Source organism: Acidovorax sp. 106, assembly GCF_003663825.1.
Lineage (GTDB): Bacteria > Pseudomonadota > Gammaproteobacteria > Burkholderiales > Burkholderiaceae_C > Acidovorax.
On sequence record NZ_RCCC01000001.1, the window covers coordinates 4,836,925 to 4,852,000 of the forward strand.

The 15,076-nt window shown below is 60.0% G+C and carries 9 protein-coding genes and 5 tRNA genes; 2 read left to right on the plus strand and 12 right to left on the minus strand.

Annotated elements, in window-relative coordinates; translation table 11 throughout:
- Positions 1-13: 13 nt before the first annotated feature.
- The 12 genes from C8C98_RS21280 to C8C98_RS21335 all read right to left on the minus strand — a co-directional run bounded on the left by C8C98_RS21280 (position 14) and on the right by C8C98_RS21335 (position 12,027).
- The gene (locus tag C8C98_RS21280) at positions 14-646 is read right to left on the minus strand and encodes a DUF6806 family protein (RefSeq protein ID WP_121455897.1); all 633 of its coding nucleotides are present in this window, start codon (positions 644-646) and stop codon (positions 14-16) included.
- Positions 647-659: 13 nt separating this feature from the next.
- Positions 660-752 (minus strand) — tRNA-Leu (locus tag C8C98_RS21285).
- Between the two features lie 152 nt (positions 753-904).
- A tRNA-Gly gene (locus C8C98_RS21290) sits at positions 905-980 on the minus strand.
- Between the two features lie 135 nt (positions 981-1,115).
- Positions 1,116-1,189: transfer RNA gene (locus tag C8C98_RS21295), tRNA-Cys, on the minus strand.
- A gap of 54 nt (positions 1,190-1,243) precedes the next feature.
- Positions 1,244-1,319, minus strand: a tRNA-Gly gene (locus tag C8C98_RS21300).
- Positions 1,320-1,402: 83 nt separating this feature from the next.
- Positions 1,403-3,829 carry an endopeptidase La gene (gene lon / locus C8C98_RS21305; protein WP_121455898.1) on the minus strand — a complete coding sequence of 809 codons (2,427 nt, stop codon included), beginning with the start codon at positions 3,827-3,829 and terminating at the stop codon, positions 1,403-1,405.
- 130 nt (positions 3,830-3,959) lie between these two features.
- The gene (clpX, locus tag C8C98_RS21310) at positions 3,960-5,225 is read right to left on the minus strand and encodes an ATP-dependent Clp protease ATP-binding subunit ClpX (protein ID WP_121455899.1); all 1,266 of its coding nucleotides are present in this window, start codon (positions 5,223-5,225) and stop codon (positions 3,960-3,962) included.
- Positions 5,226-5,320: 95 nt separating this feature from the next.
- The gene (gene clpP, locus C8C98_RS21315; RefSeq protein ID WP_099655891.1) at positions 5,321-5,929 is read right to left on the minus strand and encodes an ATP-dependent Clp endopeptidase proteolytic subunit ClpP; all 609 of its coding nucleotides are present in this window, start codon (positions 5,927-5,929) and stop codon (positions 5,321-5,323) included.
- 120 nt (positions 5,930-6,049) lie between these two features.
- The gene (tig, locus tag C8C98_RS21320; protein ID WP_099655892.1) at positions 6,050-7,360 is read right to left on the minus strand and encodes a trigger factor; all 1,311 of its coding nucleotides are present in this window, start codon (positions 7,358-7,360) and stop codon (positions 6,050-6,052) included.
- Between the two features lie 75 nt (positions 7,361-7,435).
- Positions 7,436-7,522, minus strand: a tRNA-Leu gene (locus C8C98_RS21325).
- A 105-nt stretch (positions 7,523-7,627) separates the two neighbouring features.
- Positions 7,628-10,801: an efflux RND transporter permease subunit gene (locus tag C8C98_RS21330; protein WP_121455900.1), complete on the minus strand. Its 3,174-nt coding sequence runs from the start codon at positions 10,799-10,801 to the stop codon at positions 7,628-7,630.
- Between the two features lie 8 nt (positions 10,802-10,809).
- Positions 10,810-12,027, minus strand: a complete 1,218-nt coding sequence (locus C8C98_RS21335; RefSeq protein WP_121455901.1) for an efflux RND transporter periplasmic adaptor subunit — start codon at positions 12,025-12,027, stop codon at positions 10,810-10,812.
- 328 nt (positions 12,028-12,355) lie between these two features.
- Between C8C98_RS21335 and hpnC the strand changes: the two genes are divergently transcribed.
- Positions 12,356-13,258: a squalene synthase HpnC gene (gene hpnC, locus C8C98_RS21340; protein ID WP_121455902.1), complete on the plus strand. Its 903-nt coding sequence runs from the start codon at positions 12,356-12,358 to the stop codon at positions 13,256-13,258.
- Between the two features lie 316 nt (positions 13,259-13,574).
- A complete protein-coding gene (locus C8C98_RS21345; protein WP_121455903.1) occupies positions 13,575-14,975 on the plus strand; it encodes an L-serine ammonia-lyase in 1,401 nt (466 codons plus the stop codon).
- Positions 14,976-15,076 lie beyond the last annotated feature (101 nt).

Here is a 15,076-nt window from a genome sequence, read left to right on the forward strand (position 1 = left end):
ACCCGGGCAAGACTCAGTGCAAATGGCGTGGGCGACGGCCACCGCCGCCGCCGTGGCCGCTGCCAGAGCCACCAGGGCCGCGCGGGGGCTTGCCAATTTCGAGCGAGTTGACCAGCGCATCGAAACGCTGGGTGAACAACTTGTCGATCTCGGCCACCACGCCGCCAAGCTCAGCACCGTCAAAGTGGCGCTCCATCATGTTCACCACATCTTGCACCAGCAGATCACGCTGCACCTGCATGATGGCTGCGGGGGTAGGCCCCACGAACAGCATCACGAAGTCATCGCGCGACTCGGCACCATCTTGGCCTTCATCTTCTTCAAACTCAGCATCGTAGAAGGTCACCTCCAAGGCGGCCCCCATCTCGCAGAGCTCGTTCAAGCTCATGCACATCTCGTCCAAAGTCTGACGAAAGTCGTCATCGCCCCGCACCGTCCAGCAGATTTGCAGAAGATGCTCCTGTGCATCGAATTTGATGCCAGGCTCCTCTTCGTAAGCACTTGCAGCGCCGTCGGCCAAAGACCGAGCGCCGGAATATTTCCATAAAGGCTTCAAGGCATCTTGGAGCTGGTCAAAACTGGCATCAGCACGCAGCTGCACCTGCCCGTGGACATGGATTTCGAAGGGAGCGTTGTAACTTGACATGATTGAATCGTAATGGTGCCCCGAGCCGGGGTCGAACCGGCACGCCCCTTTTCAGGAAAGCGGCGGATTTTAAGTCCGCAGTGTCTACCAATTTCACCATCGGGGCGCCAGCTACCGTATGCGCGATTGCATGGCAGCGTAACCCGGACGTCACCGCTAAGCAACGCCCCATCGAACAAGAGCAACGCAGCGACTACAAAACCAGCGCTGCCACGCTGCACCAAGAAAAAAGGGAAGCCTAAGCTTCCCTTTTAAATTTGGAGCGGGAAAAGAGTCTCGAACTCTCGACCTCAACCTTGGCAAGGTTGCGCTCTACCAACTGAGCTATTCCCGCATTTTGCCTTCAACACAACAGTGCATCAGCAAGACTTAAATTATAATACAAAATTTTTGATCAACAAAAGAAAATCAAAAACTTTCCAACCGTCTGAAACAAGCTTTTGCTTATTTCAGCAAGTCAGCTGCATCCTGGAGGCGCGGTCCGGAGTCGAACCGGACTAACCGGATTTGCAATCCGGGGCATAACCGCTTTGCTACCGCGCCAGAAACTACTGCCTTGGCAAAAAAGGGAAGCTTTTGCTTCCCTTTTTTGGAAATTGGAGCGGGAAAAGAGTCTCGAACTCTCGACCTCAACCTTGGCAAGGTTGCGCTCTACCAACTGAGCTATTCCCGCATTTACCGAAGCCTTACATTCTACAACGTCTGCTGCGATGAAGTGAATTGTAGCGCATATTTTGGCTGTTTTTGAAAAAATGTTCAGTGCTTCAAAGAATCACTGCCAACCGCAGCAGTGCCCTTGTCTGCCGACACGGGGACCACAGCCGCTTCTTCATCCGTCAAAGGCACAGGTTTGCGCTCCAAGGCCACTTCAAGCACCTTGTCGATCCATTTAACGGGAACAATTTCCAGCCCGCTTTTCACGTTCTCTGGAATCTCCTGGAGATCCTTCACGTTTTCTTCAGGAATCAGCACGGTCTTGATACCCCCGCGCAATGCCGCCAGCAACTTTTCCTTGAGCCCACCGATCGCCGTGACTTCTCCACGCAGCGTGATCTCACCGGTCATGGCGACATCTCCACGCACAGGAATCCCGGTCAAGGCAGACACAAAAGCAGTGGTCATGGCAGCACCAGCGCTGGGACCATCCTTTGGCGTCGCACCGTCAGGCACGTGGATATGGATGTCGCGCTTGTCGAACATCTCGTCCTTGATGCCCAACAATTTGGCCCGGCTACGCACTACGGTGCGCGCAGCTTCCACGGACTCTTTCATCACATCACCCAGCGACCCAGTGCGTGTGATCACACCTTTGCCTGGCATCGTCGCCGCTTCAATGGTGAGCAAATCACCACCGACCTCCGTCCACGCCAAACCAACAACCTGTCCCACCTGATTTTGCAGCTCAGCACGTCCGTAGCTGTATTTGCGCACGCCCAGAAAATCCGGAAGGTTGTCCTCGGTCACTACCACCTGGGGCGTGAGCTTTTTGAGTTGCAGGCCTTTGACCACTTTGCGGCAAATCTTGGACAGCTCACGCTCCAAGGAGCGCACCCCGGCCTCCCGGGTGTAGTAGCGAACCATGTCGCGCACAGCAGACTCGGTAATCAACAACTCTTCGTCCTTGACGCCATTGTTCTTGAGCTGCTTGGGCAGCAGGTACTTCATTGCGATGTTGGTCTTTTCATCCTCGGTGTACCCCGACAAACGAATGACCTCCATGCGATCGAGCAACGCTGGCGGGATGTTCATCGAGTTGGACGTAGCGACAAACATGACGTCGCTCAGATCGAAATCGACCTCCACATAGTGATCGCCAAAGGTATGGTTTTGCTCAGGGTCCAGCACCTCTAACAGCGCGCTGGAGGGATCGCCACGGAAATCGGTCCCCAGCTTGTCGATTTCGTCAAGCAGGAACAATGGGTTACGCGTTCCCACCTTCGAAAGACTCTGAAGCACCTTGCCGGGCAGCGCACCGATGTAAGTGCGGCGGTGCCCACGAATTTCGGCCTCGTCACGCATGCCACCCAGGGCCATGCGGACATATTTACGCCCCGTGGCCTTGGCAATCGACTGGCCCAACGAGGTCTTGCCCACACCCGGTGGCCCCACCAAGCAAAGGATGGGGGCCTTAACCTTGTCCACACGCTGCTGCACTGCAAGATATTCAAGAATGCGGTCCTTGACCTTGTCCAAGCCAAAGTGATCTTCGTTCAAAACACCTTCGGCATTGAGCAGATCGTGCTTGATCTTGGTCTTTTTGGCCCATGGCAGCGCAGTCAACACATCAATGTAATTGCGCACCACAGTCGCCTCGGCCGACATAGGCGACATCAGTTTGAGCTTCTTGAGTTCCGCATCGGCTTTTTTGCGAGCCTCGGCAGACATCTTGGCGAGCTTGATCTTCTTCTCAATTTCTTCAATGTCGGCGCCATCGTCACCCTCGCCCAGTTCCTTCTGGATGGCTTTGACTTGCTCGTTGAGATAAAAATCGCGCTGGTTCTTTTCCATCTGGCGCTTCACGCGCCCACGGATCTTTTTGTCGACATTCAGGATGTCGACTTCGCGGTCCAGCTGCTCAAACAGGTTTTCCAGCCGCGACTTCACATCCGACAAGTCCAGGACTACCTGCTTATTTTCCAACTTCAGCGGCAAGTGCGCAGCGATGGTGTCTGCCAGACGACCTGGGTCATCGATGCTGGCAATGGAGGTAAGGATTTCTGGGGGAATCTTCTTGTTCAGTTTGACGTACTGGTCAAACTGCTGCATCACCGCACGGCGCAAAGCCTCGATTTCACTGGGCTTGCTTGCCTCGGCCACGGCTTCGACCGGGGTCACGGTTGCAGTGAAATGGGTTTCCGCATCTTCAATCGAAGCGACCAAAGCACGCTGCTGGCCTTCCACCAGCACCTTGACAGTGCCATCGGGCAATTTGAGCATCTGTAAGATCGTAGAGACACAACCGACATCAAACATGTCAGAGGCGGAAGGCTCATCTTTGGCTGCGGCTTTTTGCGCGACCAGCATGATGCGGCGCTCGGCCTCCATGGCCAGCTCCAGCGCCTTGATGCTCTTGGGGCGCCCCACAAACAAGGGGATCACCATGTGAGGGAAGACCACCACGTCGCGCAACGGCAACAGCGGCAGTTCAATGGGTGTGGCGGGAAGGGGGGTATGTCCGGACATGGAAATCCTCAGTTAACTCTGTGGAAGATGGGTCCACATTTGGGGATTTTCAACCCTTGCGCGCAGCAGCGCTGGCACAAGGGTTGCGATCGTTAATGGGGTAACCAATGGGTGACCCGCACCGGGCATCTCAGGCCTTTTTGGCCGCTTCGCGATAAACGAGCAGCGGTGCCTTGTTTTCTTCGATCGTGGATTCATCCACAACCACCTTTTCAACATTGCTCGCATTGGGCAAATCGAACATGGTGCCGATTAGCGACTGCTCCAGGATAGAGCGCAGGCCACGAGCACCCGTCTTGCGTGCCAATGCCTTGCGGGCAATCGCCTTGAGCGCTGCAGGGCGGATCTCCAGATCAACGCCCTCCATGCCCAGCAGCTTGCTGTATTGCTTGACCAACGCATTCTTGGGCTCGGTCAGGATCTGAACCAACGCATCTTCGCTGAGCTCAGCCAACGCAGTGACCACGGGCATACGCCCCACCAGCTCAGGGATGATCCCGAACTTGATCAAATCTTCGGGCTCGATCTCTTGGAAGACATCAGTGAGCGAGCGCTGCTTTTTGCTGCGCACGGCAGCACCAAAGCCGATACCCGAAGCCTCGGTACGATTTTCAATGACCTTTTCAAGGCCAGCGAATGCACCGCCACAGATGAACAAGATATTGGTGGTGTCGATTTGCAGGAAATCTTGGTTCGGATGCTTGCGACCACCCTGCGGCGGCACACTGGCCATCGTGCCTTCGATCAACTTGAGAAGCGCCTGTTGAACGCCCTCACCCGACACGTCACGGGTGATAGAAGGGTTGTCAGACTTGCGGGAGATCTTGTCAATTTCGTCGATGTACACGATGCCGCGCTGGGCACGCTCTACGTCGTAGTTGCAGCTCTGCAGCAGCTTTTGGACAATGTTCTCAACGTCTTCGCCTACATAACCCGCCTCGGTCAATGTGGTGGCATCGGCCATCACAAAAGGCACGTCCAGCATGCGAGCAAGGGTTTGGGCCAGCAAAGTCTTGCCAGAGCCGGTGGGGCCAATCAACAAGATGTTGCTCTTGGACAGCTCCACATCGTCTTTGAGTGCCTTGTCCTTGTGACGCAACCGCTTGTAGTGGTTATAGACCGCCACCGCCAAGGTGCGTTTGGCAAAGTCCTGGCCAATCACGTAATTGTCCAGATTGGTCTTGATCTCGATAGGCGTCGGCAGATCGCTGCGAGCCTCCTTGGACAGCTCGCCCACAGGCAGCTCATCACGAATGATCTCATTGCACAGGTCAATGCACTCGTCACAGATAAAGACCGACGGACCAGCGATCAGCTTTTTGACTTCGTGCTGGCTTTTACCGCAGAAGGAGCAGTAAAGGGTTTTTTCGCTGGAAGAGCCTTTTTTCTCGGCCATGGGGCAACGCCTTGTTACTGAAAGTTGTCAGGATGATAACCAAATAAAAACGGCGTCTTCCCCGAGGGAAAACGCCGCCCAGTGTCCTACCGGGTTCAGGCGCGCTTGCTGATCACCTGATCGACCAGACCGTATTCCTTGGCCTCATCGGCCGACAGGAAATAGTCGCGCTCTGTATCGCGCTGGATCTTCTCAAGCGACTGGCCCGTACGCTCTGCCAGGATGCTGTTGAGCTGCTCGCGGGTCTTGAGAATCTCACGGGCGTGGATTTCAATTTCTGTCGCCTGCCCTTGCATGCCACCCAGCGGCTGGTGGATCATGACCTTGGAATTAGGCAACGCAAAACGCTTACCCTTGGCGCCAGCAGCCAGCAAGAAGGCCCCCATACTGGCCGCCATGCCCGTGCACAGTGTCGACACATCGGGCTTGATGAAGTTCATGGTGTCAAAAATCGCCATACCGGCGCTCACCGAGCCGCCTGGCGAGTTGATGTAGAACGAGATGTCCTTGTCAGGATTTTCGCTCTCAAGGAACAGCAACTGGGCCACCACCAAATTGGCGGTCTGGTCATTCACCGGCCCCACCAGGAAGATCACGCGCTCCTTGAGCAGGCGAGAGTAGATGTCATAGGACCGCTCACCGCGGCCAGACTGCTCGATGACCATAGGGACCATACCCAGGCCTTGTGTTTCCAATGCGCTCATGTTTTCTCCAGTCAAGCAGGTACTGTACCCAGAAATGAATTGGGGCCTGTGCACGAAAGCACAAGCCCCTTGGTTCGCATTACCGCCGCCTCACCCATGGGGCAACTGGCGGTATGGGCTTTAGCCCTGGCCCATCAGTTCATCGAACGACACGGCCTTGTCCACGACCTTGGCCTTGCCCAAAACGAAATCTGTCACGTTGTTTTCAATGACAACGGCTTCGACTTCTGCGAGGCGTTGGCGGTCGCCAAAGTACCAGCGCACCACGTCTTCGGGCTTCTCGTAGCTGGCAGCCAGCTCGTCAATGTGGGCCTTCAGTTGCTCGGGCTTGGCATGCAGTTCGTTGGCACGCACCAACTCGGCCACCACCAGACCCAGGCGCACGCGGCGCTCGGCTTGGGGACGGAACACGTCTTCAGGGATTTCAGCCTTGTCAGCGTCCTTGATGCCACGTTGCTTCAGCTCAGCACGGGCGCCTTCCAGGAGGCGGCCGATTTCGGCTTGCACGCTGGCGTTGGGCAGATCCAGCTCAGCCTTGGCCACCAGAGCATCCATCACGGCTTGCTTGTTGCGGGCCAGCAGACGGAACTTGACTTCTCGCTCCAGGTTCTTCTTGATGTCAGCGCGCAGACCATCCACGGAACCGTCAGCGATACCCAGGGACTTGGCCAGGGCATCGTTCACTTCGGGCAGGTGGGCGGCTTCGATTTTCTTGACAGTGACGAGGAAGTCTGCAGTCTTGCCTGCGACGTCCTTGCCGTGGTAGTCGGCGGGGAATGCCAGGGGGAAGGTCTTGCTTTCGCCAGACTTCATGCCGCGCACTGCGTCTTCGAATTCCTTGAGCATCTGGCCTTCGCCGACCAAGAACTGGAAGTCTTCGGCCTTGCCGCCGTCAAAGGGTTCGCCGTCAATCTTGCCTTCGAAGTCCACAGTCACGCGGTCGCTGTCTTGGGCTGCAGCGTCCAGGGCGCGCTGTGCGAAGCTGCGACGCTGCTTGCGCAGGATGTCGATGGTCTTGTCGATGGCCGCATCGGTCACTTCGGCCGACAGCTTTTCGACTTCAGCGTCCGACAGGTCTGCAATCTTGACTTCTGGGAACACTTCGAAGATGGCGTCAAAAGTGACTTGGCCTTCAGGGGCGCCTTCTTTTTCAGTGATGCGGGGCTGGCCAGCCACACGCAGGTTGGCTTCGTTGGCTGCCACGGCAAAAGCCTCACCGACCTTGTCGTTGAGCACTTCGTACTGAACGGAGTAACCATAGCGCTGAGCGACCACATTCATGGGCACCTTGCCGGGACGGAAGCCGTCCATCTTCACAGTGCGGGCCAGACGCTTGAGGCGCGTGTCGACTTCGGACTGGATCAGGGTGACGGGCACGCTCAGCGTGATCTTGCGCTCGAGCTTTTCAAGGGTTTCAACAGTAACGGCCATGGCTATTCCTCTTATGAATGTGGATCGTGCTGGCTGCAGCGCAGCAGCGCCGTGTTCCGCAAAGTCTCACATGGATGGTGCGCGGGGGGGGACTCGAACCCCCACACCATTGCTGGCGTCAGGACCTAAACCTGGTGCGTCTACCAATTTCGCCACCCGCGCGGTTTAACAAACAAACAGGCGGCAAGCACGGCTCGCCGCCTGTGTGAAATCGGTCAACCTTCTATTTTACCCTGATGTGCGGGGCAATTAAAACGAAGACCTGTTTCAAAGCACTTCTGCCGCCGGTCGGCGCACCCGGAACCAAGCGGCATACATGGCGGGCAAAGCCAGCAGCGTCAGCACCGTGGCCACCACCAGGCCACCCATGATGGCCACGGCCATCGGCCCCCAAAAGACACTGCGCGACAGCGGGATCATCGCCAGCACAGCCGCCGCCGCCGTGAGCACGATGGGGCGCAAACGCCGCACGGCCGACTCCACAATCGCATCCCAGGCAGGCACACCCCGCGCACGGTCTTGCTCGATCTGATCGATCAGGATCACCGAGTTACGCTGGATCATGCCCATGAGGGCAATAACGCCGAGCAACGCCACAAAACCGAAGGGACGGTTGAACAGCAGCAACGCTCCCGCGACGCCAGCGATCCCAAGAAATCCGGTGATATACACGAGAAAGGCGCGACTAAAACTGTGCAACTGCAGCATCAGCAGCGTAAAAACGAGGAACAGCATAACGGGCACACCAGCCATGATGGAGCTTGTCCCCTTAGAGCTCTCCTCCACAGCGCCAGCCACTTCAATGCGATAAGCCCCCTGCCCTGCGGCATGCCATTGGGCCTCGATCTCGCGCAGGCCGGGCAGCAGGGCACCGGTCACCGTCGCACCCTGGATGCCCTCCGTCACATCCCCTTGCACAGTGATGGCGTAGTCGCGGTTTTCGCGCCACATCACACCAGGCTCCCAGGTAAACACAGGCTTGGCAATCTGGGTCAGCGGAATGGCCTTGCCCGATGCCGTGGGCAGGTACGCACTGCCGATGTCGGTGATGGCGTTGCGCTCGTCCAGCGGCTGGCGCAGCATGATGTCGATGAGCTTGTCGCCCTCTCGGAACTGCCCGATTTGCGAGCCCGCCAGAATGATCTTGGCAGCCTGCGCAATCGACTGGCTGGTCACCCCCAGGGCCCGTGCCTTGTCCTGGTCCACCTCCAGGCGCAGCACTTTCACTGACTCATTCCAGTTGTCGTTCACGCCGCGCATGTCGGCGTTCTTGCGCAGGGCGGCCTTCACTTCATCGGCGCGCTCACGCAACACCAATGGGTCAGGCCCCATCACACGAAACTGCACCGGGTAGGCCACCGGCGGGCCGTTGGGCAGCAGCTTCACCCGCCCGCGCACTTCCGGAAACTCCTGCGCCAGCAGCGCAGGCAGCTTGATGCGCAGCGACTCGCGCACCTTCAGGTCGGTGGGCAGCACGATGAGCTGGGACACGTTGGTTTGCGGAAGCACCTGGTCCAGCGGCAAATAAAAACGTGGCACACCCGAGCCGACCCAGGTGGTGACCGAATTCACCCCCGCTTCGGTCAGCAGGCGTTGCTCCACGCGCTTGGTCACCTCTTCATTGCCCTCAAACGAGGTGCCCTCCGGGAACCAGACCTCCACCATGATTTCCGGGCGGCTGGAGTCCGGGAAGAACTGCTGCTGCACCTTGCCCATGCCCACAATGCCCAGCGCAAAGGTCAGCACCGTCAGGCCAATGGTGATCCAGCGGTGCTGCACACACCAGTTCACCAGACGCCGGAAGGCCGTATAGAACGGGCTGTCAAACACTTCATGTGGGTCTTCGGTGATGCCTTTTTGCGCCTGCGCAGCTTGCACATGCGGTGGCACTTTCAAGATCAGTGTGCCCAGGTACGGCACAAAGTACACCGACACCACCCACGACAGCACCAGCGAGATCACCGTCACAGCAAAAATTGCAAAGGTGTACTCGCCCGTCATGGACTTGGCGATGCCGATGGGCAGAAAACCTGCCGCCGTGATCAGCGTGCCGGTGAGCATGGGCATGGCCGTCAGCTCATAGGCAAAGGTGGCCGCGCGCACCTTGTCGTAGCCCTCCTCCAGCTTCAGCACCATCATCTCCACGGCAATGATGGCGTCGTCCACCAGCAGACCCAGCGCGATGATGAGTGAGCCCAGCGAAATCTTGTGCAGACCAATGTTCCAGTACCACATGGCCAGGAAAGTGACGGCCAGCACCATGGGAATGGTGATGCCCACCACCAGCCCGGGGCGGGGGTCGATGTACCAGCGCTTCCACAGCGGCTGGTTGCCGGGGCGCTTGTGCAGGCCCAGGCTGATGAAGCTCACGGCCAGCACGATGACCACGGCCTCGATCAGCACCTTCACAAACTCGTTGACCGAGGTGGACACCGCCTTGGGCTGGTCTTGCACGTTCACCAGCTTCACGCCCGCAGGCAGTGACGTGCTGATGCTGTGGGTGACCTTTTCCAAAGCCTTGCCCAGGGCAATGATGTCGCCGCCCTTGGCCATGGAAATGCCCAGCGCCACCACTTCGCGCCCCTGGTGGCGAACCTTCACCGTGGCCGGGTCCACATAGCCGCGCTTGACCTCGGCAATATCGCCCAGGCGGAACTGCGCCCCGGACGGGCCGCGAATGGGCATAGCCTGCAGGTCTTCAATGGCGTTGAACTGGCCACCCACACGCACCTGCACCTGGTCCAGCGGCGTTTGCACCGCTCCGGCAGGCTCCACCGCGTTTTGCTGCCCAAGCTGCGACAGCACCTGGTTGAAGTCGAGCCCCAATTGCGACAAGCGCTTTTGCGAGACTTCCACAAACAGCTTTTCGTCCTGCACGCCAAACTGCTCGACCTTGGCCACATCGGGCACGCGCAGCAGCTGCTGGCGCACATCGTCGGCAAAGGTCTTGAGTTCAGCGTAGCTGAAGCCTTCAGATTCCAGTGCGTAGATCACGCCGTACACATCGCCGAACTCATCGTTGAAGAACGGCCCCTGCGTGCCCGTGGGCAAGGTGTAGCGCATGTCGCCCACCTTTTTGCGCACGGTGTACCAGACGTTGGCTACCTCTGCAGGGCGCGAGGAGTCCTTGATCTGAAAGATGATTTGCGACTCGCCGGGTTTGGAGTAGCTGCGGATCTTGTCCGCATAAGGCACCTCCTGCAGCGTGCGCTCGATCTTGTCCGTCACCTGCTCGGCCACCTGCTGCGCCGTAGCGCCAGGCCAGTAGGTGCGCACCACCATCACCCGGAAGGTGAAAGGTGGGTCTTCGTCCTGCCCCAGCTGGAAGTAGGCCGCAAAGCCCAGCAGCATCAGCACGACCATCAGGTAGCGCGTGAGCGCTGGGTGGTCGAGCGCCCACTTGGAGAGGTTGAACCCCTCTTTTGGTTGGTTCTGGCTCATGGTCTGCCTTACTTGGCGACGGGCTGGGACGCTGCGGCGGCCGAAGCTGCGGCGGCCGATACAGCGGCATCGGTCGCTACTGAATTAGTAGCTGCTTGCGCTTTACCAACGGGCGCTGGAGCCGATTTTTGTTGATAAACCATGACCTTTTGGCCCGGAGACAGCACATGCACGCCGGTGGACACCACCTGCATGCCCGGCGTCAGACCTGACGACACCACGGCGTCGTTGCCATCGGCCGTGGCAATCTGGATGACCTGCGACTTCACGGTGCTGGTGGCAGGGTCATACACCCACACCGCAGTAGCCTGCCCCTCCTGGCGCAGGGCGCTGGTGGGCAGCTTGATGGCAGGCGCACCCGCATGGCTCAGGGCCTTGGGCGTGACATACACCGTGGCGCCCAGTGCAGGGGATTCAGCCAGGTCAATGGCCACTTTCACCTGGAAGGTGCGAGTGCTGGCGTCAGCGCTGGCGGCCACCTCACGCACCTTGCCTGCGATGGTGTTGCCACCCGCCCAGCCGCGCACTGACACCTCTTGCCCAGCGGCCATCAGGGCTACCTTGTCTTCAGGCACGGCAAACACCACGTCGCGCGCGCCGTCTTGCGCAATGCGCACCACTGGCGTGCCCGCTGCCACCACCTGGCCCGGCTCGGCATCAATGCCGGTGATGACACCCGACACATCGGCCACCAGCCGCGTGTACGTGGTCTGGTTGCCCTGTGATGCCAATTGCGCGCGGGCCTGGTCCAGCGTCGCCTGCGCGGCCTTGAGCGTGGTATCGCGTCGCTCCAGCTCGGCACCGCTGATGAAGTTCTGGTCTTTCAAAGCGGCGTAGCGCTTGTAGTCTGCTGCGGCCAGGTCGCGCTGCGTGGTGGCTGCAGCCAGCTGGGCGCGGGCCGCATCGGCAGCCAATTGATAGTCTTTGGGGTCCAATTGCGCCAGCACATCGCCCGCATTCACGCGCTGGCCCAGCTCGGCCTGGCGCTGCACGATCTTGCCCGCCACCCGAAAGCCCAGGCGCGACTCCACACGGGCGCGCACTTCACCGGCATATTCCAGCTGCGACTGCAGCGCGCCCAGGCCCACTGTCATCAGCTTGACTGAGCGCACCGGCTCTTGTGGTGGCTCGGGGCGCGAGCATGCCGCCAGCAGCGCCACTGCGCCCAAAAGCGGTAGATACCTGGTGAACCTGTGAACGGGCCGCGAAGCGGAAGGTGTACGCATGGGAAATCCGATGAAGATAAAGGAGCGACCAGGGGCCCCCTGCACCGCCAAGAAGACTTTGCAGAGACGCCACAGCCAAGGGCCCGCCAACAATTTCCATCCGCACGCACACCCCATCCGGCTGCCGAGCCAGTCAAGCCTGAAAGTGCACGCACAAACACGCGCGCGCTGCTGTACCCACAAGGTTTGAAAACTCAAACCCAAGCGCGCATTGTCTGGAAATAAAGTGAACGAACCCCGAACAGCCAGTCGCCAAACCAGCTACTGACTGACTGGTTAGTAATCTATGAGATGCACCTGACCTTGTCAAGCGACAATCCACGCCGCAATGAAGCCAGAACAACGCACCCCACCCGCCCCGGCCGCTGCGCCCCTGCCCGGCGCCGCAGCGCCGCAGCCCGCAGCCGTGACCCATTACGAGAACTTTCCGGTCGCCTCGCTGCTGTGCCCAGCCCATCTGCGCCCCGTCATCCGGGCGATCTACGCCTTTGCACGCACGGCCGACGACATTGCAGACGAAGGCGATGCAACGGCCAACCAGCGCCTGCAGGACTTGGCTGCTTTTGAGGCCGATCTGCGGGCCATTGCCCGAGGCCAGCCCCCCAGTGCGCGCTGGGCTTCGGTGTTCCTGCCGCTGCAGGGCATGCTCAGACGCCACCAGCTACCGGTTGCCTTGCTCACAGACCTGCTCAGCGCTTTTGCCCAGGATGTGGAAAAAACCCGCGACGCGGAAGGCTACGCCGACCGCCAAGAGCTGCTGGACTACTGCCGCCGCTCCGCCAATCCCGTGGGGCGGCTGCTGCTGCACTTATATGGTGTGAACAGCGCACAGGCCCTGCAAGAAAGCGACGCCATCTGCACCGCGCTGCAGTTGGCCAATTTTTGGCAAGACCTGAGCGTGGACATTCCACGCAATCGCCACTACCTGCCCCGAGCCGACTGCGCCACGCATGGCGCCTGCCAGTCCGAATTGCTGGCACGCCAAAACACCCCGGAGAACATGCGCCTGATCATGGAAAGCGCCGCCTGGGCCCGCGCCACCATGCTGCGGGGTGCCCCCTTGGTGCACCGCCTGCCCGGTCGCATGGGCTGGGAGCTGCGGCTGGTAGTGCAAGGCGGCTTGCGCATTCTGGACAAGGTCGAAGCCCTCAACGGCGCCAGCCTGCACACCCGCCCCCGCCTGCACGCGTGGGATTGGTGCGTGATGCTGGGGCGTGCCATCGCAATGTAAGAAACATTCATGGGCAGCAAGCGCCACTGAAGCGACGGCGCCACACCGGGCACTCACTTCAAACAAAAATGCACCCTAGCGCTTACCCAACAAGCGCTAGCAGCTATTATTTCAATAGCAAATAAGCAGCGCTGTATGCAAGCCCACCACCCTGTCCACCTGCCAGGCCCCACGGCAAACGCAGGCTGGGCAGGGATTGTGCGCATGCCCCGGCTGCGGCGCTGCGGCTAGCCTAGGGGCCTCTCTGCAGCCACCCAACCTGCGGCCCCACAACGCCAGCGCAGCGCCAAAAGCACTGCGCCCCACGCCCTATCCCATGTCCGTCAGCGTCTTCGATCTTTTCAAAATCGGCATCGGCCCCTCCAGCTCCCACACCGTGGGGCCCATGATTGCGGCGCGGCAATTTGCCTGCCATCTGCGGGCCAGCCATGGCCTGGCGGCTGTGCACCACGTCACAGCAGAGCTGTACGGCTCGCTCGCCGCCACAGGCGTGGGCCACGGCACCGACACTGCGGTGCTGCTGGGCTTGGCGGGCCACGAACCCGACACCATGGACCCCGACCAGATCGGCCCCGCTGTGGCCCAGATCCGCACACAGCAAACACTGGCACTGCTGGGAGAACATGAGGTGCCCTGGGTTGACAGAGAACACCTGCAGCTGCGCCGCAAAAGCCTGCCGCGCCACCCCAACGGACTGTGCTTTCGCGCGTTCGATGCCCAAGGTGAAGAGATTGCTGTGTGCGAGTACTACTCTGTGGGCGGCGGGTTTGTGGTGGACGGGCAAGGCCAGCGCGTGACCAACCCTGGCCCGGCCGCAGGGGGTGACACACAGGGCCATGGCCAAGGGCTGCCCCACCCCTTCAGCACCGGCGCAGAGCTGTTGGCGCAATGCCACGCCACGGGCCTGAGCATGGCCCAGATCACCGCCGCCAACGAACAGCACTGGCGCAGCCCGGCCGAAGTGCAACGCCAGCTCCAGCACATCTGGCACACCATGGCGGCTGCCGTGCAGCGCGGCTGCGCTGCCACCGGCCAGTTGCCCGGCCCCATGCGCGTACGCCGCCGCGCGGCCGAGCTGCACCGCAGCCTGAGCAGCCACCCCGAGGCCGCGCTGCGCGACCCGCTGTCGATGCTGGATTGGGTGAACCTGTACGCCATGGCGGTGAACGAGGAAAACGCGGCCGGTGGCCGCGTGGTCACGGCCCCCACCAATGGTGCCGCCGGGGTGGTTCCGGCCGTGCTGCATTACTACGTGCGCTTTTTGCCCGGCGCCAACGACGAGGGCATTGCCACTTTTTTACTCACCGCCGGGGCCATCGGCATCATCTACAAGATCAACGCGTCCCTGTCCGGGGCCGAGGTGGGCTGCCAGGGCGAGGTGGGCGTGGCCTGCTCCATGGCCGCGGGCGCCCTCGCCGCCGTGATGGGCGGCACGCCGGAGCAGGTGGAAAACGCCGCAGAAATCGGCATGGAGCACAACCTGGGCATGACCTGTGACCCGGTAGGCGGGCAGGTGCAGATTCCCTGCATCGAGCGCAATGCCATGGGGGCCATCAAAGCCATCAACGCCGCGCGCATGGCCCTGCGCGGCGATGGGCAGCATGTGGTCTCGCTCGACAAGGTCATCAAAACCATGATGCAAACCGGCGCCGACATGAAAAGCAAATACAAGGAGACGTCGCGCGGCGGCCTGGCTGTAAACGTTGTGGAATGCTGACGCGCCGCAACCAAGTATGCGCACATCGGGCACGGGTCGAATCACAATGGGGGGACAGGGTGTGACAGGGCACACCCACCGCACTATTCACCTCCATTCAT